We start from the raw sequence: 18,096 nt of genomic DNA, 5'->3' as shown, positions 1-18,096 counted from the left end.
GCGGAGGCCCTCCTACGAGCGAAGCGAAGTAGGGGGGCCGCAGCGGAGGTCGCCGGAGCGCACGTTCGCGGAGGAGGACGCGGCGCGGAGGTCCCTTGCGGAGCGAAGCGGAGCAAGGGGCTGGAGCGTCGCGCCCGGACGGAGCGAACCAGGAAACACAGCGAGCAAGGGGCCGGAGCGCGCCGCCCGGACGAAGCGAACCAATGTCACAGATCGGCCGGTGCCGAGAGGCGGCCGACCAGAGCGGTCGCGGCGGCGACCTCGGGCGAGACCAGGTGGGTACGCCCGCCCTGGCCCTGGCGGCCCTCGAAGTTGCGGTTCGAGGTCGACGCGCTGCGCTCGCCGGGCCGCAGCGTGTCCGGGTTCATCCCGAGGCACATCGAGCAGCCGGCGCTGCGCCACTCCGCCCCCGCCGCGCGGAACACCTCGTCGAGGCCCTCGGCCTCGGCGTCCGCCTTGACCTGCATGGAGCCCGGGACGACGAGCACCCGCAGGCCGTCGGCGACCCTGCGGCCGCGCAGGATGTCGGCGACGGCCCGCAGGTCCGAGAGCCGGCCGTTGGTGCAGGAGCCGATGAAGACCGTGTCGACGGCGACGTCGCGCAGCGGGGTGCCGGCGGCCAGCCCCATGTAGGCCAGCGCGCGCTCGGCGGCCGCCCGCTCCCCCGGGTCGGGGAACGACGCCGGGTCGGGCACCGTGGCGCCCAGCGGCGCGCCCTGGCCCGGGTTGGTCCCCCAGGTGACGAACGGGGTGAGGCTCGCGGCGTCGATGACGACCTCGTGGTCGAAGACCGCGTCGTCGTCGGTCGCCAGCGTCCGCCAGTAGGCGACGGCGGTGTCCCAGTCGGCGCCCGTGGGGGCGTGCGGACGGCCCTTCAGGTACTCGAAGGTGGTCTCGTCCGGCGCGATCATGCCGGCGCGGGCGCCGGCCTCGATGGACATGTTGCAGACCGTCATCCGGCCTTCCATCGACAGCGCCCGGACGGCCTCGCCCCGGTACTCCAGGACGTAGCCCTGCCCGCCGCCGGTGCCGATCCTGGCGATGACGGCCAGGATGAGGTCCTTGGCGCTCACGCCGGCCGGCAGCGCGCCCTCGACGGTGATCGCCATCGTCTTCGGGCGGGCCTGCGGCAGCGTCTGGGTGGCCAGCACGTGCTCGACCTGGCTGGTGCCGATGCCGAACGCGAGCGCGCCGAACGCGCCGTGGGTGGCGGTGTGGCTGTCGCCGCAGACGACCGTCATGCCCGGCTGGGTCAGCCCGAGCTGCGGCCCGACGACGTGCACGATGCCCTGGCCCGGGTCGTTCATCGGGTGCAGCCGGACCCCGAAGTCGGCGGCGTTCTTGCGCAGCGCCTCGACCTGGGCGCGCGAGACCGGGTCCGCGATCGGCAGCAGCGTGTCGGTGGTCGGGACGTTGTGGTCCTCGGTCGCGATGGTCAGGTCCGGGCGGCGTACGGGCCGGCCGGCCAGCCGCAGCGCCTCGAACGCCTGCGGCGAGGTGACCTCGTGCACGAGGTGCAGGTCGATGTAGAGCAGATCGGGCTCACCGTCGGCACGGCGCACCACGTGCGCGTCCCAGACCTTCTCCGCGAGTGTGCGCCCCATGTGGCCCACTCCTCCTCTGGACGGTGAGCCTTCGCCATCTCGCCGGAGTCCTGCTCGCCGGAGCCCGCGGGCTCCGGCCCGGCTCGCGGGACGATGGAAAAGGCTCAGTTTCTTCTCGCGTGTCTCACCGCCGGGCGGCGACTGTGGCCTGGCTCACCTCGGAGCCGCCCACTTCGCTGCCCGTCCCAGAAGTTGGGATGGCAGTATCAACGTATGGAACAGCGTAACCCCTCGCCGGGCCAGGGCGGCGGCGACCCCGAGGCGACCAGCGGGGTCGGCGTGCTGGACAAGGCGGCGCTGGTGCTCGCCGCCGTCGAGGAGGGCCCGGCGTCGCTGGGCGAGCTGGTGGCCCGCACGGGCCTGTCCCGGGCGACGGCCCATCGGCTCGCGGTGGCGCTGGCGACCCATCGGCTGGTCGGCCGCGACGGCGACGGCCGGTTCGTGGCCGGCCCGCGGCTCGCCGCCGGGTCGGCGGCCGCCGCGCTGTGGCCGCTGCCGTGGCGGCTGCTGCAGGCCGCCCCAGCGGTGCTCGCCGAGCTGCGCGACACCACCGGCGAGAGCACCCAGCTCTACGTCCGCCGTGGCAGGGAGCGGGTCTGCGTCGCCGCCGCCGAGAGCGGCAGCGGGCTGCGCGACACGGTCCCCGTCGGCGCGACCCTGCCGATGACGGCCGGCTCCGGTGCCCAGGTGCTGCTCGCCTTCGCCGAGGCGGACGGCGCCGGCGCCGGCGTCCCCGAGGACGGCGCGCGGGTACCCGGGCAGGGGGACCCCAGCGGGGGGATCCCCGCCGGGGCCGCCTTCGACGAGCTGGTTCTCGCGGACGTGCGCGCGCGGGGGTGGGCGCAGAGCGCCGGCGAGCGGGAGGCCGGGCTCGCCTCGGTCTCGGCGCCGGTGCGCGACGCCAGCGGGCAGGTGATCGCCGCGCTGTCGATGTCCGGCCCGGACGGGCGCCTCACCCGCGCGCCGGGAGAAGTGTTCGGTGCCACTGTCGCAGCAGCGGCGCACAGGTTGTCCCTCATCGCCGGGTACCCACCGGCGTCACACGTGGCTACCCCCGGCGGGCTATCCGCGAGCCCGGGAGCGTAGCCTTTTCGTGTCGTTCTCGGTGATACCGGTAGCCCCGATTCCGGTACGCCAGGGCCGGCCGTCACGAGGCGATCACAGCCAGGCGGCGCGTCGGCCCTGGTGACGCCCCGCCCGGCCAGCCGGGCCGGCGGGCGAGCCGCCTGGAACGGACACGGGCCGCCGTTCGGGGGGTCGAGCGGTGGTCCCGGGCGTGATCATGACCGGACTGTCATGTCGCGGGCCCCGCCGCGGCGTCGCAGTTATGGCCAATACCCGCCTCCTGTCCAGGGTGGCGTGAAGAGGGTGGAGTCTGGCAGTGCGCACACTTGGCTCGCGGTACGTCCTGCACGAGCTGCTCGGGCAGGGCACGACCGGGGAAGTGTGGCGGGCCAGCCGTCGCGACGACGGCGCCGAGGTCGCGGTGAAGATGCTGCGCCCGGAGTTCGCCGACGACCCGGTGGTGGTCGACCGGTTCCTGCGCGAGTGGCAGATCCTCTACGACATCGACAGCCCCGACCTGGTACGCGTCCTGGACCTCGTGAACGAGCGGGACGCGCTGGCCATCGTCATGGAGCTGGTCGAGGGTACCGACCTGCGCGAGTATCTGCGCCGTGAGGCACCGCTGCCGGTCGAGCGAGCCGCGCGGATCGTCATCGACGTGCTGTGGGCGCTCGACACGGTGCACGGCGCGGGCGTGGTACACCGCGACGTCAAGCCGGAGAACGTCCTGCTCGACGAGCGCCGGGGCGGCCCGGCGGTGCGGCTGACCGACTTCGGCATCGCCCGGATGGTCGACTCCCTCTCCCGGGGCCGCGCGACGGCGACCGGCCCGATCGGCACCCCGCTCTACATGGCGCCCGAACTGGGCGACGGCGCGGCGCCGACTCCCGCCGCCGACATCTACTCCGCCGGCATCGTGCTCTACGAGCTGCTGTCCGGCGTGCCGCCGTTCGACGAGGCGAACCCCACCGACCTGCTGCGGGCACACCGCGAGGAGCAGCCGCTCCCGATCAAGGGCGTGTCCCGGCCGGTGTGGGACGTGCTGTCGGCGATGCTCGAGAAGTCGCCCAGCCGTCGGCCGCCGAGCGCCGCCGACGCCGCCCGCGCCCTCGAGGACGCGCTGCGCCGCGACCGCGACCGGGACCGCGACGACGACCGGGACCATGACCGGCGCCGCGGCGAGGACACCTGGGACCGGGACCCGATCGGCCGGGAGGACACCAACGACACCCTGGGCGACCTCAACCGGCGCTCGGTCGCGATGGCGGGCGCGGGTGTCGGCGCCGCCGGCGCCGTCGGCATGACCAAGGCGGCCCAGTCCCAGGCCGCCCACGCCCAGGCCGGCTACGGACCCGGCGGTGGGCACGGCCCGGGCCGGGGCGGCTACCCGGAGGACTGGAACGACGCCGCGACCGGCCTGGTGCCCCCCGCCCGCGGGCCGCGCGACGGCGACCGCTGGGACGACGACCCGGCCACCAACATGATGCCGGTCGTCGGCGGCCCCAACGGCCCTGGTGGCCCCGGCGGCCCGCGCGGCGGCCCGCGCTGGGACGACGAGGCCGCCACCGGCCTGGCGCCAGCCATCGGCGGTCCCGGTGGCCCGCGCGACGACTACTGGGACGACGACGAGGACCCGCCGACCGGCGCGCAGGAGGTCCGGGTGCCGGGCCGGGCCGGGCCGACCCGCTCGGACCGCAACACGCTGGTCCCCTCGTCCCGCCCCGTGGTGCCGACCCCCGGCGGCGGTGGCGGGCGCCCGCCGGTCCAGGACTCGCGCCAGCGGATGCGGATCGCGGCCGGCGCCGCGCTCGTCGTCGCGCTCATCGCCGGCGCCGGTGGCTGGGCCCTGGCCGCCGCCGGCGGCGACGAGACCAACAACTCGACCGGCACGCAGACCACCACCAGCGACGGCGCCACGTCGTCCTCGGACCCAGGGGTCACCTACGACCCGTCGGCGACCGAGGCCTACGTCACGACCAACCCCACCACCGGCGAGACGTACACCGTCAGCCCGACCCCGAAGCCGGGAACCTCGGCGTCGACGAGGCCGAGCGCCACCGCCAGCAACACGGACGGCAGCGCGCCGACGACCACCACCCCCGCGCCGACGACGCCGACCAGCGCGGTCGTCCCCGACGTGCGGAACATGACCGTGGCTCAGGCGAAGTCCAGGATCCAGAACGCGGGGTTCCCCGAACCGTCCGCGAACGCGAAGTGCTACAGCGAGGACACCGCCGTCAACCAGGTGCAGGGGCAGAGTCCGTCAGGTGGCACGCGGGCGGATCTGTCCACCGTGGTGTCGTTGGACTACGCCACGGACTGCGCCACGGTGCCGGATGTCCGCGGGCAACCGGGCAACCAGGCGATGACCACCATCAACAACGCCGGCTTCAGCGCGCAGGCGGCCTTTGGCGTGCCCTGGTCATGCAACGACGGCTACAACAACGTGACCGCGCAGAGCCCCACTGGACGGCAGCCGAAGGGCACCTGGATCTACCTCACCTACACCTGCAAGCCCCCGCCCCCGCCCGAGACGACGCCGCCGCCCGCGTCCTAGCGACGGTCAGGGCCCCCTGGCCAGTCCCGTTCGTGTGGCCAGTCCCGCTCGCTGCGGGACTGGCCAGGCGGCGTCCGACAGCCCGTCCCGACGTTCGGGACGGGCTGTCGCCGTCTCCGGGCTGGCCCTCGTCGAACCTGTCGAACCTGTGGTCCGCCGGCCAGCGGACAGGATGCCCCTCACCAGCCGTGAGCGGGGCGCGTGGGAGGCATGGCCGATCCCCTGGCGGAGAGATGCCGAGCGGCCCAACCTGGACCTGACGAGGCCCGCGGTGGCCCGCGAGTCCACGCGGCCTGTCGCCTCGGAGTGCCCGGGTCAGCCGGAGCGGTCGAGCGGGAAGTCGTCGGCGGACCAGGAGCCGTCGGCCGGCGAGGCGTGCTCGGTGCGCCAGGGGCCGTCTGCCCGCGGCCAGGAGCCGTCGGCCTGGGGCCAGGAGCCGTCGGCGCGCCACGGGTCGTCGGTACGCCAGGCGGACGCCTGCCTGCGACCGGAGGGGCCGGTCGCGCCGTGGTCGCCGAGCGGCGTCAGCCTGCCGTCGTCGGCGTCCAGATAGCGACGGTCGAGGCGGTCCTGGCGCGGCGGTCGGCGGTCCCCCATCGGGGGCGTGGGCAGCGGCACGACCGGCTGGGGGTCGTGGACGAGGCCCTCCGCGCGCAGCGCGGGGAGGTCGGGCAGCTGGGGCAGATGGGTCGGGTCGGCGGTGGGCAGCGAGATCTCGGCTGCCCACAGGTCGACCTCGACGTTGATCTCCCCGTTGTCGGAGGTCATCCGCAGCCGGCCGCCGTGCACCTCGACCAGCCGGCGCACCACGTAGAGGCCCATGCCGGCGCCATCCGTCGGCCTGGTCGCCGAGCCGTCCCGCTGGGTGAACGGCTCGAACAGCCGGGCGATCGTCTCCTTGTCGAGGTCCGGCCCGGGGTTGCGGACGCGGAGCACGACCTCGTCGCCGACCCGGCCGGCGATGAGCCGGACCGGGGCGCCCGGCCACGAGTGCACCAGGGCGTTGTCGACCAGGTTCGCGACCACCTGGTGCAGCGCCTCCTTCGACATGCGGACCGGGAGGTGGTCCGGCAGGTCGACGGACACGGCGGTCGCCAGCGACGCGTTGCGCAGCGTGCCGAGCGCGTTGAGGACCACCTCGGGCAGGTCCGCGACGGGGTTGTCCTCGATGCCGGTGGCGGTCGCGGCGGTGAGCATGTTCTCCAGCAGCCGGGACAGCCGCTCGGACGAGTTCAGCGCCGAGTCGAGCAGGTCGTCGAGCTGGGCGTCGGTCATCCGGTGACGGCGGCGGCGGACCGTCAGCAGATTGCCGCGGATGCCGGCCAGCGGGGTGCGGAACTCGTGCGACACCGTGGCGACCAGGTCACTCCGGATCCGGTCGGTCTCCTCCAGCCGAGACATCAGGCTCTGCTGGCCCTCGTAGAGCTGCTGGCGATAGCGTTCGGTCCGGCGGCGTTCCTGCTGGTTGTAGTGCCAGAAGAGCACCTGGGCGCCCGCGAGGGCGACGATGAAGCCGGCGTGCAGCGCGGCCAGCACCAGCGCGCTGTGCCGCTCGTTGTCGGTCAGCGCGGCCGCGGTGACCAGGAAGCGCAGCGCCAGGTTCGCGACGAAGACGAACGCGATCGCCAGCGCATAGACCGACCAGTCCTCGTAGAGGGCGATCAGCGCGACGACGACGAAAAAGTGGAAGTACATCGGGCCGAGCCCGTCCGAGAGGTGGACGAGCACGACCGAGCAGGTCAGCAGCCCCAGGCTCGCGGCCAGCGCCCGCACGCGCCGGGCACCCGGCAGCGCCGCGGCGCAGAAGAGCAGCAGCGAGGGGCTCGCCGCCGCGAGGCCATGGGTGAGGCTGAAGTCGCGCAGCAGCGCGTAGCAGACGATCGCCGGTAGGTGCAGCGCCAGAACAATCTTGAAAAGCCGGTGGCGAGCCGACCAGTCCTCGAGCGTCAGCCGGTGCCCGTGCGGTACGAAGCTGGCGATCCGGCCCCCGGCCCGGTTCCGGCGCCTTTCCGACGGGGCGGATCGTTCGTCCGCCCGCTGCTCCGTCATCGAACGATCAACGCGTGTACCCGCGTGCCTCGCCCGCGCGACGCGCGCCGTGCGCTCATGCCGGCGACGCGCCCGCTCTCCGAAGGGGGGACCGGCGGCGGACATCCGAGCAAGTTTCTACCCGGACGCCGGAAAACCGCCATGGTTGTCAAGGGTGGTGTGTCATGGCGACAGTGTCCACTTTTGACTAGGCACTCAGGACCAGCCCGGAACAGGCTAGACGGAGCATGGCGCCGCAAGGCGACCACCGAGACAGTGTGGTCCGCGGAGGCGGCCCAGGGGAAGCCCCCGCATCCCGCCAGTCCGCGGACCACGGCCGGGCCACAAGCCCAGGCCATCCACGACGGCGGGATGAGCCAGCCGCCTCATCCAGGTTGTTGCCCAATAGGAGGACACCGTGCCCTCAGTCGCCCTGACCGTCGCGTCTGCCCCGGCACGTCTGTCGTCTCTGCCGGCCATCACGCCGTGCGTCGAGGCACCGGAGGTCGCCGCGGTACCGGTGCCGCTGGCGGCCCCGGCTCTCGAGCCGGTGCCCGCCGCGACGGCGCCCACCCGCCCGCGGCTACGCCTGGTGACCTCGCTGACCTCCCAGCAGGTCGGTGTCGCCGACTCGGCGGGGATGCCCACGCCGGTGGCCCCCGAGGTCGTCCACGGCCACGGCGGCCCGGCCTCCTGCCGCTGCCGCGCCTGCGTCATGGCCCGCCACCCTTCGGCCCTCCCCCGCCTCACCGTCGTCCGCTGAGGTCCTTCGAAGAGATTCAGAAGACCTGAGCCCCGCGGCCCGCGACCGACACGTCCCCGCCGACTGGCCACAGCCTGGTCGGCGGGGCGTCGTCTTTCCTGGAGGCGGGCCGGCTCCCTAGGACCAAAAGCAAAAAGCCCGCTGGCTGTTACCCAAGCCAGCGGGTTATCTCCTAGGTCGGGCGAAGGCCGACACCGGGGGTCGCCCCCCGGACCAATATCCAGACCACCAGAAAGCTCCCCCGGAGGGGAGCGAACAGGTGAAAATGTAGCCCCGACCGGATTCGAACCGGCGCTACCGCCTTGAGAGGGCGGCGTCCTAGGCCGCTAGACGACGGGGCCAGAACAGGTGAAACAGGTCCTGCGGTCGCCGAGGGCGTCTCTCCCGCGGCGATTCACACCATACACGACATCCTGCCGGGTGCTTTCAGGCCCTTCCAGGCCTTCCCACTCCGCCCCCTGAACCGAACGAGGCTCGGTGCGGGTGGACGTCGCAGCCATCCGAGGAGTTGGCTGGAGGCCAACGACAGACGACCGCTGGGGTACCAGGACTCGAACCTAGACTAACGGAGCCAGAATCCGTTGGGCTGCCAATTACCCCATACCCCATGGGTGCCCTCTCGGGCGTTGCCTACTGTACCGCATCCGGCGAGGACGCAAGCCGCCCGGGTCGAGCCATCGGAAGTGCCGTGGTCGGGCACCACGGCTCATGCCTCGAAGGGTGCTCGCCCCACGGGTCATGCCAGGCCCGTCCGGGGCGGGCGGGCCTTGCGGGGAGGGCCGGGCGGGGCTCGGTACGGTCGCTGGGTGCGTATCGCGAGGTTCACAGACGGCGCGGAACCGACCTTCGGCGTGGTCGAGGGGTCGGTCGAGCGCGGCGAGGCGACCGTTGCCGCCCTGACCCCCCATCCCTTCGGGCCCTTCACGTTCACCGGGGTCCGCCGCCCGCTGGGCGAGGTACGGCTGCTCGCGCCGGTTCTGCCCAGCAAGGTGCTCGCGGTCGGCAAGAACTACGCCGACCATGTGAAGGAGATGGGCGGCGACATCCCGCCGGAGCGCCCGATCCTCTTCCTCAAGCCATCGACGGCCGTCGCCGGCCCCGGCGACCCGATCGTGCACCCCGATCCGACCAGCCGGATGGACTACGAGGGCGAGTTGGCGATCGTCATCAGCCGGCTGTGCCGGGAGGTGCCCGAGGAACGGGCGATGTCGGTGGTACTCGGCTTTACCTGCGCGAACGACGTCACCATGCGCGAGCAGCAGAGCGCGGATGGCCAGTGGACCAGGGCGAAGGGCCACGACACGTTCTGCCCGCTCGGTCCGTGGATCGAGACCGACCTGGACCCGTCGGACGCGGGTATCCGCACCACGCTCGACGGCGAGGTCCGTCAACGCGGCACGACGGCCGCCCTCATCCACAGCGTTCCCAAGCTGATCGCCTACATGTCGGCGGCGATGACCCTGCTGCCCGGCGACGTGCTGCTCACCGGCACCCCCGCCGGCGTCGGCCCGATGCGTCCCGGGCAGACCGTCGCCGTCACCGTCGACGGCATCGGCACCCTCACCAACCCCGTGACCGCCCGCTGACCGCGGCTCGGCGCCACCACGGCCCGCCACGGCAGATCTGTCAGGACCTCATCGGGCCCAGTGCCCCGGTGTCTGCTCCCGGTTGGACCAGTCCCACGGGGCACGCGGCGGCGCGGGTCCGTCACGACATGCGCGGAACGCGACCGGCCCGGGCGGCCCGCGCACGCTGGGCACTGTGAGCCGATTGTGGGCCGGGTGCCTACCAGGTCGGCGCGGGCGTGGCAGAGAATTCTGAGCAGATCCGGCGGCAAGGACCTGGGTAGGTAGGCAGAAGTCCGGGGCTCAGGTCACCGGGCCGCTGGTGGGGGTCCAGCGACGACCAGCGAAACGAATGGAGCGGCATGACCGAGATCGCCTACGACGTGGGCGCGCCCGAGCCCAAGCCGATCGACGAGGAGCTCAGCGTCAAGCTCGGCCACCTCGCGGAGGACGCGATCCTGCGCGGCAAGCCGAACCGCGACGAGCGGTGCGACAACTGCCTGTACTACCTCGACACAGACAAGGACATCTCGTACTGCTGGCACCCGAAGCTGCGGATCCTCGTCGGCGGCCCGTGGTGGTGCCAGTGGTGGGAGGAGATCCCCGAGGACTGACCGCCGAGGCGGTAGCCATCCGGCCCCGGTGCCGTCCCGGCCAGGTCCTCGTCGTCGTCCCGGCCAGGTCAGCGGCGCCGCGCGGCCGCCCGGCGGTCCGGCTGGGACCACGGCTCGGACCCCGCCTTCGCCGCGCTCCTGGCGGCCCCCGCGCCGGTCTCGCTCGCGCTGGTCTCGCCCGCGCGGCCGGCGGCCGGCCCGGCCGGCGGCGGGGACGCCAGCCAGGGGTGCCGCAGGTCGTGGTAGGTCGGCTCGCCGGACAGCTCACGAAGGTCGAAGTCGATCTCGGCGACCTCCGGGAGCGGCTCGCCGTGCTCGCCGGCGCGGGCCAGTTCCTCGTCGCTGAAGTAGAACACCCGCATGAACCGGCCGTCCGGCCCCACCGCGGCCAGACCGCCGATCATGTCGGGTCGGCCATCCGGCAGGTGACGCAGCAGTTCCTTCTGGAGCACGGCCAGCCGCGCCGTGTCAGTGGCCCGTCCCTGGACCACCTGCACGAAGCTGGCGTCGTCGGCCCCGCCTTCCAGCATGATCTCGACGTCGTGGAACTCGGCCGTCACCACCGGGCCGAGGAAGAGCCGCTCGGTCCGAGCCCACCATTCCCGCTGATCGGTGCGCGCGCCGAGCCGGACGAGCGCCTCGGCGGAGCTGAACCGGCTCAGGCACACGAACCGGTCGTCCTCGGTGACGCCGGCCGTCGAACCGAGCCAGCCTGGCGCGTCCGACCCGATCTCGGCGAGCCACCGGTCGTGCTGGACGCGCATCGCGCTCCGGTCCGGCACCCTTCCCTGGATCACCTGCAGGAACATCGCGACCTCCGCCGCCACCCACGTGGGCCTCCGGTGTCGCGAAGACAGAACACTGTCGCGGCGCCTTCGACCAGCCCGTCTCACCGCGTTGTCACGGATGAACGGACCGTAACCCCACGCGTCGCGGACTTCGAACCGATCTCACGCCGACGGCCGCCGGCGGCCGGCCCCGTGGGACGGGAGCCGACCAGGAGACCCTGGCGGGGCGGCCGATCACGATCACCGGGCCGGTCCGTCACCCGGCCACCGCGGCGCCACGCGGTCGCGGGCAAGGATCGCCACGGCCCAGGATCACCACGGCCAAAGATCACCGTGGCCAGGGCCGCGGTCCCCCACCCCTGAGACGGTCAGGAGGCTTCGGGGTCGGGCTGCTCGCCCTGGCGGCGCAGGCCGTAGGTCACCGCGTCCTGCAGCGCCTGCCAGGAGGCGGTGATGATGTTCTCGTCGACACCGATCGTGTCCCAGCGCGACTGGCCGTCGCTGGTCTCGACGAGCACCCGGGTGACCGCGCCGGAGCCCTCGCGGCCGTCGAGGATCCGCACCTTGAAGTCGGTCAGGTCGACGTCTCCCAGGCCGGGGTAGGCCTTCCCGAGCGCCTCACGCAGCGCCTTGTCGAGCGCGTTGACCGGGCCGTTGCCCTCGGCCGTGGAGACATGGCGTTCGCCGCGGGTGGTGAGCTTGACGGTCGCCTCACTCACGACCTCGCCGTCCGACCGCTGCTCGACGATGACCCGCCAGCTGTCCAGCGTGAAGAAACGCTCCGGCCCGTACACCTCGTCGCGCAGCAGCAGCTCGAAGCTCGCCTCGGCGGCCTCGTAGGAGAAGCCGTTCGCCTCCCGCTCCTTGACGAGCTCGACGATCCGGCCGAGGGCTTCCTTCTCGCCGGAGAGGTCCAGGCCCAGCTCCCGGCCCTTGAGCTCGATGGTGGCCCGACCAGCGAGCTCGGAGACCAGCATCCGCATGTCGTTGCCGACCAGTGCCGGGTCGATGTGCTGGTACATGTCCGGGTCGATCTTGACCGCACTGGCGTGCAGGCCACCCTTGTGGGCGAAGGCGCTCGCCCCGACGTACGGCCGGTGGGAGTCGGGGGTCGAGTTGGTGATCTCGTCGATCGCGTGCGAGACCCGGACCAGCTCCCGCAGCCGACCGCTCGGCAGCACCGGCGTCGCGAGCTTGGTCTCGAGCCCGGCGACGACGGTGAACAGGTTCGCGTTGCCGCAGCGCTCGCCGTAGCCGTTGGCGGCGCCCTGCACGTGGGTGACGCCCGCCTGCACGGCCACCAGGCTGTTCGCGACGGCGCAGCCGGAGTCGTCGTGGCAGTGGATGCCCAGGCGGGCACCGGTGGCGTCGAGCACGGCCCGCACGGTGTCGCCGATCTGGGTGGGCAGCATGCCGCCGTTGGTGTCGCAGAGCACCACCACCTCGGCGCCCGCCTCGGCCGCGGCCCGTACGACCTCGAGCGCGTAGGCCGTGTCGGCACGGTGGCCGTCGAAGAAGTGCTCCGCGTCGACGAAGACCCGCTTGCCCTCGGCGCGCAGGTGGACGACCGTGTCGGTGATCATCGCCAGGTTCTCGGCGAGAGTCGTCCGCAACGCCCGCTCCACGTGCCGGCGGTCGGACTTGGCGACCAGGCAGACGACCGGTGTCCCGGCGTCCCGCAACGCCGCCACCTGTGGGTCGTCGGCCGCGGCCTTGCTCGCCCGGCGAGTGGAGCCGAACGCGGCGAGCTTCGCGCCCCGCAGGTGCAGCTCGGTCTGGGCGCGCCGGAAGAACTCGGCGTCCTTCGGGTTGGAGCCCGGCCAGCCGCCCTCGATGAAACCCACCCCGAGGTCGTCGAGATGGCGGGCCACCGCCAGCTTGTCGGCCACGGAGAGCGAGAGGCCCTCCTGCTGCGTGCCGTCCCGCAGAGTCGTGTCGTAGATGTGCAGGGACTCAGGATCAAAAGGCAGCACGCCGAAGCCTCTCAGTACTCACTGATAGGAGGGAGCCCGGGGCAGCAGGGAGGATCTGACAGTGGCCCCGCGGGACCGCCTCCCCCGCACGTCACCTTCGGCGCAATGCGGGGACCCCTGCCGCCGGGTCACGCTCCCGGGTCGTCACGCGTCCGGTCCACAGGGTAGGTGGCCGGAACGCGCGACGAAGACGGGTTCACCGCTGGCTGACTACCATACGGCGTAACACCGCTGACATGTGCCCAGTGTGGCCGAGGTCGCCTCGCTCCACCGCGTGTCGAAAGGCCAGCTCCCGGCCCACGCCGGGCCTGCCGGGCCTGCCGGGCCATGCGGCCCCGCTGGACGACATCACTCGCTGGACGACACCCACTGGGACGACGCCCCGCCCGGCGACGGCCGTGGGTCGGTCACGTCGCGGCGGCACGCGCCCAGCCGGCCGCCAGGAGGGCCCGACCGGGTGCCCGTCGCGCGTCGTCGTTCGCGCCCTACCGAGCCCTCGCATTCCGAGGTGCAACGGTCCGAATTGACCGGAAATGACCTCCGTGGCCGGAGCATGGCCCCGAAGACGGTTCTGGCCCGGGTGGTGGAACCACCCGGGCCAGCCGTTCCAGCGGCGGACCGCTGGTTAGTCGCCGGCAAAGCGGCGGAGGCGGTCCAGTTGAAGGATGGTGATTGTCTGGCCCTCGGAGAGGATCCAGCCACGCCGTTCGAACTCGCGCAGCGCCTGGTTGACCGACTGGCGCGAGCCGCCGAGCAGGGAGGCGATCTCGGTCTGGGTGAGCCCCAGCTCGATGACCGGCCGGTTGGCCTCGCGCGTCCGCATCAGCAGCAGCTTGCCGACCCGGCGGGGCAGATCGAGGAAGACCAGGTCCGCGTTGGCGCCGGTGAGCCGCCGCACGTGCGCGACGAGGGCACGGATGAGCTGCTCGGCGACAGCCGGCCGCTCCTTGACAAGTTCCCAGACCGCGGTGCGGTCGAGCACCAGGGCGGTGCTCGGCTCGAGCGCCTCGACGCTCGCGGACCTGGTTCCCGGCTCGACGATGTTCAGTTCGCCAATCGTCTCGCGCGGGCCATGGATATTGAGTACATGGTCACGGCCGTCATCGGCCTTGGTGAGTACCTTCAACCGGCCCTGGGCCACCACCAGTAGGGTGTCCGCGGGCTCGCCCTCCGTGAAGACCACCTGGCCCCGCCGGTACCGCCGCGTCACGGCGCGAGCGGCGAGGCGCCGCAGGTCCTCCTCGTCGAGCTCCTTGAGCAGCGTGGTCGCACGCAGGAGTGCGACTGCCTCGTCGTCGTCGAGCATGGGCGAGACGTTAGCGGTTTTCAGCGGGTTGAGGCGGCCCACATCGCGTGAACCTGAGCAATCGGATATCTGACCGCGCTCATGGTCAGATATGCCCGAATCCCGGCCTCTGACCAGCCAGTACGTCCCGCTGTCAGATGCTCACCCGCTGCTGGTTCCAGCAGCGAACGACGTCCCGCATCGACAAGATGCCGGCCACGCTGCCACCTTCGGTGACAACCAGGTGCCGGAAGCCACCGCGCAACATCGCGTCGGCCGCCGTGTCAAGAGACCATTCCGGATCGGCGAACACGAGGTCGCGCGTGAGGTGGTCGGCGGCGACCTCCACGTCCGGATCCATGCCCTGGGCCAACGCCCGCAGGATGTCCCGCTCAGTCAGAATGCCATAGCCCGCACCGTCGGTGTCGAGCACGACCGCCGCGCCGACGCCGCGTCCGGCCATCAGCCGCGCCGCCTGCCGCAGGGTGTGCCCTGGACCGATCGTCAACACCAGGGCGCTCATACCGTCCGACACCCGCATAATGACCTCCCGACGGGGAACCCGAGGACCAGCGAGAGCCGCCAGCCGACGGCGCCCGGGCCCGCCACCCCGGACGCTTGTGCGCTTGTGAAACGGCTATGCAGGCAAGGTAAGCGGCGAACCGGCATCTGACCAGACCCAAGATTGACCCAACAGTGGCCGTGCCACGTTGGGCTCACGGACCGGCGGCGGCGCATGTCCGCCTATGCCCAGGAGTGCCATCGACTCGGGGGTCGGCGGATCGCCGGTGACCTGGGCCGCCACCCCAAGGTTCATGATCGTCGACAGTGCGCGGCGGTCGGCGGGGGTACGCGTGGATCGGTGCGTGGGCCGGCCCGGACGAGATCGAGCGGAGGGCGCCGGGCCGCCAACGGAACGCGCCCCCGGCCGGATCCCGGCCAGGGGCGCGCGTGGTGCGGCAGATCGGGCGCGTGCGGTGCGGCGGATCGGGCACGCGGATCGGGGAGGCCGTCACGAACTCGCCGGCGCGCCCACCCCCGCCGGCCCGGGCCAGGAGCCGGCCCGACCTCCAGACCGGCGCGACCTCCGGACCGGCCCGATCACCGGTCCGGAGGGCGCTCAGCGCCCGAGGTCGGCGAGTAGTGGCGAGTAGCCAGGAGCCCCGAGTGCCCTGCCTACTCGCTGACCAGCTCGTTCCAGTCCTTGTAGCGGTCGAGCTGGCCAGTGGTCGCCTGGTGGAAGATCTCGGCGATCTCGCGGGTCACCGGGCCGGGACGACCGGTCCCGATCGCGCGGTCGTCGACCTCGGCGATCGGGACGATCTCCGCGGCGGTGCCGGTGAAGAACGCCTCGTCGGCCAGGTAGAGGTCGGTACGCACGATGTGCTTCTCGACGACCTCGTAGCCCTGGTCGCCCGCGATCTGCATCACCGAGGCCCGGGTGATGCCACCGAGCGCGCCGTCGGTGAGCGGCGGGGTGATCAGCGAACGCCCGACGACGATGAAGACGTTCTCGCCGGAGCCGTCCGCGATGTGGCCGGTCGGGCTCGTGAGAATCGCCTCGTCGTAGCCACCCTTGATCGCGGCGACCTTGGCCAGCGAGGAGTTCAGGTACTGGCCGGTGGCCTTGGCGGCCGGCGGGGTGATGTTGACGTCGTTACGCCGCCAGCTGGAGATGATGACCCGGCAGCCCTTCTCCAGCGCCTCCTCGCCCAGGTAGGCGCCCCACGGCCAGACCGCGATCAGCGACTCGACCCGGGACGGCAGCGGGTTGAGGCCCATCTCGCCGTAGCCGAGGTAGACCAGCGGCCGGATGTAGCAGGACTCGATGTTGTTCGCGGCGATGGTGTCCTTGGTCGCCTGGACGAACTGCTCCTGGGTGAGCTCCGGCTCCATCATGTAGATCTTGGCGCTGCGGTACAGCCGCGCGATGTGGTCGGTCAGCCGGAAGACCGCGCTGCCGCGCGGCGTGGCATAGGCACGGATGCCCTCGAACACCCCCCAGCCGTAGTGCAGGGTCGGCGTGAGCACGTGGACGCGAGCGTCGTCCCAGTCCACAAGCTCGCCGTTCATCCAGATCTTCGACGTTGGGGTGATAGGCACAGGCGTACTCCTCCGAAGGGCGGCCACTGGCAACGCGATAGGTCGAGCGAAGCTCGACACGAGGGTCCGGGTGCCTTCCCCGCCGATTCGCGAGCGAATCGGCGGGGGCCCTGCATCCCCCGGGCAGACATCCGACGGTGCCACCCGGGAGGCTGACCAAGGGTCAGCGAACACGGTTGGCCCGCCAGAAGTGACGTAACGGCCGAACTTCGCCGTGGTCAGGCCCTGTCGGCTGCCGTCGTACCGGATCTACGGCTGTATCGAGGATAGCCGTTCGTTACGGGGTGAGGAACCGCCGCGAATATCGGACGTCCATCGAACACGTCCGTGACCGGCGGACACATCGCCATCAGTCGAGCGAAGCCCGACATCGGAGGCCCGGTGCCGCCTCTCGGGCAGACATCGGCGTCGCCGGAAGCCGCCCGAAGAGGGCGGACCGGCCCAGCTGGCTCAGTGGCCTCCCGCCGGCTCGGCGAGCCGGCGGGAGGCGAAACGGTCAGGTCAGCCGGCGGCGGCGCGGCTGGCCAGGTCCTCACCGACCTCGCGGGTGGACGTGCGATGGGCTGGCGCCGCGGCCCGGGCGGCGAGCGAGTCCGCGACGGCCTTCTCGACCCGGGCGGACTCGGTGGCCAGGCCCAGGTGGTCGAGCAGCATCGCGACCGACGCCACCGTGGCGGTCGGGTCGGCGACGCCCTTGCCCGCGATGTCCGGGGCGCTGCCGTGGACCGGCTCGAACATGCTCGGATGCGCGCCGGACGGGTCGAGGTTGCCGCTGGCGGCGAGCCCGATGCCGCCCGTCACCGCGGCGCCGATGTCGGTGATGATGTCGCCGAACAGGTTGTCGGTGACGACCACGTCGAACCGGCCCGGGTCGGTGATGAAGAACATGCTGGCCGCGTCGGCGTGCTGGTAGTCCACGCTGATCTCAGGGAACTCGGCCGCGACCTCGGTCACGGTCCGCGACCACAGGTCGCCGGCCTTCGTCAGCACGTTGTTCTTGTGCACGAGGGTGAGCTTGTGCCGCGGGCGGCGCTGGGCCCGCCGGAACGCGTCCCGCACGACCCGCTCGACGCCGAACCGGGTGTTGATGCTCTCCTCGGTCGCGATCTCCTGCGGAGTGCCCTTGCGCAGCACACCCCCGGCGCCCGCGTACGGGCCCTCGGTGCCTTCCCTGACGACGACCATGTCGATGGTCGGGTCGCCGGCCAGTGGCGACGTCACGCCGGGGTAGAGCTTCACCGGCCGCAGGTTGACGTGGTGGTCGAGCTCGAACCGCAGGCGCAGCAGCAGGCCGCGCTCCAGCACCCCGCTGGGGACGCCGGGGTCGCCGACCGCGCCGAGCAGGATCGCGTCGTGCCCGCGCAGCTCGTCGAGCACCGAGTCGGGCAGCGTCTCGCCGGTCTCCCGCCAGCGGCGCGCACCCAGGTCGTACTCGGTGGTCTCCACCTTGTCGTGCACGGCCCGCAGGACCCGCAGGCCCTCCGCGACCACCTCCGGGCCGATCCCGTCCCCACCGATAACCGCAAGCTTCATGAGCGGTCAGCCTATCCGGCGGCCGGCACGCGCTCTGTTCCTTGGTTCGCTCCGTCCGGGCGCGGCGCTCCGGCCCCTTGCCTCGCTGCGCTCCCAAGGGACCTCCGCGCCGCGTCCTCCTCCGCTCACGTGCGCTCCGGCGACCTCCGCTGCGTCCCCCTTGCCTCGCTTCGCTCGCAAGGGGGACTCCGCGCAGGCGCGCCTGCGCGCCGTTCGGT

Annotated in this window: 13 protein-coding genes and 2 tRNA genes; 5 read left to right on the top strand and 10 right to left on the bottom strand. The window is 72.4% G+C overall.

Translation table 11 applies throughout. The features are described from left to right. Positions 1-206 precede the first annotated feature (206 nt). Positions 207-1,604: a 3-isopropylmalate dehydratase large subunit gene (gene leuC, locus I6A81_RS01350; protein WP_203002136.1), complete on the bottom strand. Its 1,398-nt coding sequence runs from the start codon at positions 1,602-1,604 to the stop codon at positions 207-209. Between the two features lie 213 nt (positions 1,605-1,817). On the opposite strand from leuC, the gene I6A81_RS01345 reads away from it, so the two are divergent. Together I6A81_RS01345 and I6A81_RS01340 are read left to right on the top strand one after the other, a co-directional pair. Then, positions 1,818-2,690 carry an IclR family transcriptional regulator gene (locus tag I6A81_RS01345; protein WP_203002137.1) on the top strand — a complete coding sequence of 291 codons (873 nt, stop codon included), beginning with the start codon at positions 1,818-1,820 and terminating at the stop codon, positions 2,688-2,690. Between the two features lie 295 nt (positions 2,691-2,985). Next, complete coding sequence (locus I6A81_RS01340) at positions 2,986-5,226, top strand: serine/threonine protein kinase (protein ID WP_203002138.1); 2,241 nt, start codon at positions 2,986-2,988, stop codon at positions 5,224-5,226. Between the two features lie 315 nt (positions 5,227-5,541). Here I6A81_RS01340 and I6A81_RS01335 read toward each other — a convergent pair whose 3' ends face one another. After that, positions 5,542-7,275 carry a sensor histidine kinase gene (locus tag I6A81_RS01335; RefSeq protein WP_407661227.1) on the bottom strand — a complete coding sequence of 578 codons (1,734 nt, stop codon included), beginning with the start codon at positions 7,273-7,275 and terminating at the stop codon, positions 5,542-5,544. A gap of 397 nt (positions 7,276-7,672) precedes the next feature. Here I6A81_RS01335 and I6A81_RS01330 point away from each other — a divergent pair, with 397 nt between their 5' ends. Continuing rightward, a complete protein-coding gene (locus tag I6A81_RS01330; protein WP_203006848.1) occupies positions 7,673-8,017 on the top strand; it encodes a hypothetical protein in 345 nt (114 codons plus the stop codon). A gap of 268 nt (positions 8,018-8,285) precedes the next feature. Here I6A81_RS01330 and I6A81_RS01325 read toward each other — a convergent pair. Both I6A81_RS01325 and I6A81_RS01320 read right to left on the bottom strand, forming a co-directional pair. After that, positions 8,286-8,358: transfer RNA gene (locus I6A81_RS01325), tRNA-Glu, on the bottom strand. A 195-nt stretch (positions 8,359-8,553) separates the two neighbouring features. Beyond that, positions 8,554-8,625: transfer RNA gene (locus I6A81_RS01320), tRNA-Gln, on the bottom strand. Positions 8,626-8,823: 198 nt separating this feature from the next. Between I6A81_RS01320 and I6A81_RS01315 the strand changes: the two genes are divergently transcribed. Both I6A81_RS01315 and I6A81_RS01310 read left to right on the top strand, forming a co-directional pair. Beyond that, positions 8,824-9,603 carry a fumarylacetoacetate hydrolase family protein gene (locus I6A81_RS01315; RefSeq protein ID WP_203006849.1) on the top strand — a complete coding sequence of 260 codons (780 nt, stop codon included), beginning with the start codon at positions 8,824-8,826 and terminating at the stop codon, positions 9,601-9,603. A gap of 341 nt (positions 9,604-9,944) precedes the next feature. Beyond that, positions 9,945-10,196, top strand: coding sequence for a hypothetical protein (locus I6A81_RS01310; protein ID WP_203006850.1), 252 nt, complete (start codon positions 9,945-9,947; stop codon positions 10,194-10,196). Positions 10,197-10,264: 68 nt separating this feature from the next. Here I6A81_RS01310 and I6A81_RS01305 read toward each other — a convergent pair whose 3' ends face one another. From I6A81_RS01305 to I6A81_RS01280, 6 genes are all read right to left on the bottom strand, one after another. Beyond that, positions 10,265-11,023 (bottom strand): hypothetical protein, encoded by a 759-nt coding sequence (locus I6A81_RS01305; protein ID WP_307874392.1) that lies wholly within the window; start codon positions 11,021-11,023, stop codon positions 10,265-10,267. A 329-nt stretch (positions 11,024-11,352) separates the two neighbouring features. After that, on the bottom strand, positions 11,353-12,957 hold the full coding sequence (gene cimA, locus I6A81_RS01300; protein WP_203006851.1) for a citramalate synthase: 1,605 nt from the start codon (positions 12,955-12,957) through the stop codon (positions 11,353-11,355). A gap of 625 nt (positions 12,958-13,582) precedes the next feature. Next, entirely contained in the window at positions 13,583-14,305 is a 723-nt protein-coding gene (locus I6A81_RS01295) for a Crp/Fnr family transcriptional regulator (protein WP_311445683.1), read from the bottom strand. A 91-nt stretch (positions 14,306-14,396) separates the two neighbouring features. Then, entirely contained in the window at positions 14,397-14,783 is a 387-nt protein-coding gene (locus I6A81_RS01290) for a CBS domain-containing protein (protein WP_203006852.1), read from the bottom strand. Between the two features lie 635 nt (positions 14,784-15,418). Then, the gene (gene ilvE / locus I6A81_RS01285; RefSeq protein WP_203006853.1) at positions 15,419-16,345 is read right to left on the bottom strand and encodes a branched-chain-amino-acid transaminase; all 927 of its coding nucleotides are present in this window, start codon (positions 16,343-16,345) and stop codon (positions 15,419-15,421) included. Positions 16,346-16,846: 501 nt separating this feature from the next. Further along, the gene (locus I6A81_RS01280; RefSeq protein WP_203006854.1) at positions 16,847-17,878 is read right to left on the bottom strand and encodes a 3-isopropylmalate dehydrogenase; all 1,032 of its coding nucleotides are present in this window, start codon (positions 17,876-17,878) and stop codon (positions 16,847-16,849) included. Positions 17,879-18,096 lie beyond the last annotated feature (218 nt).

The organism is Frankia nepalensis (assembly GCF_016786325.1).
GTDB classification, from domain to species: Bacteria; Actinomycetota; Actinomycetes; order Frankiales; family Frankiaceae; genus Pseudofrankia; species Pseudofrankia nepalensis.
The sequence above is the reverse complement of the archived record's forward strand: the minus strand, read 5'-3'. Positions and strand labels throughout refer to the sequence as shown.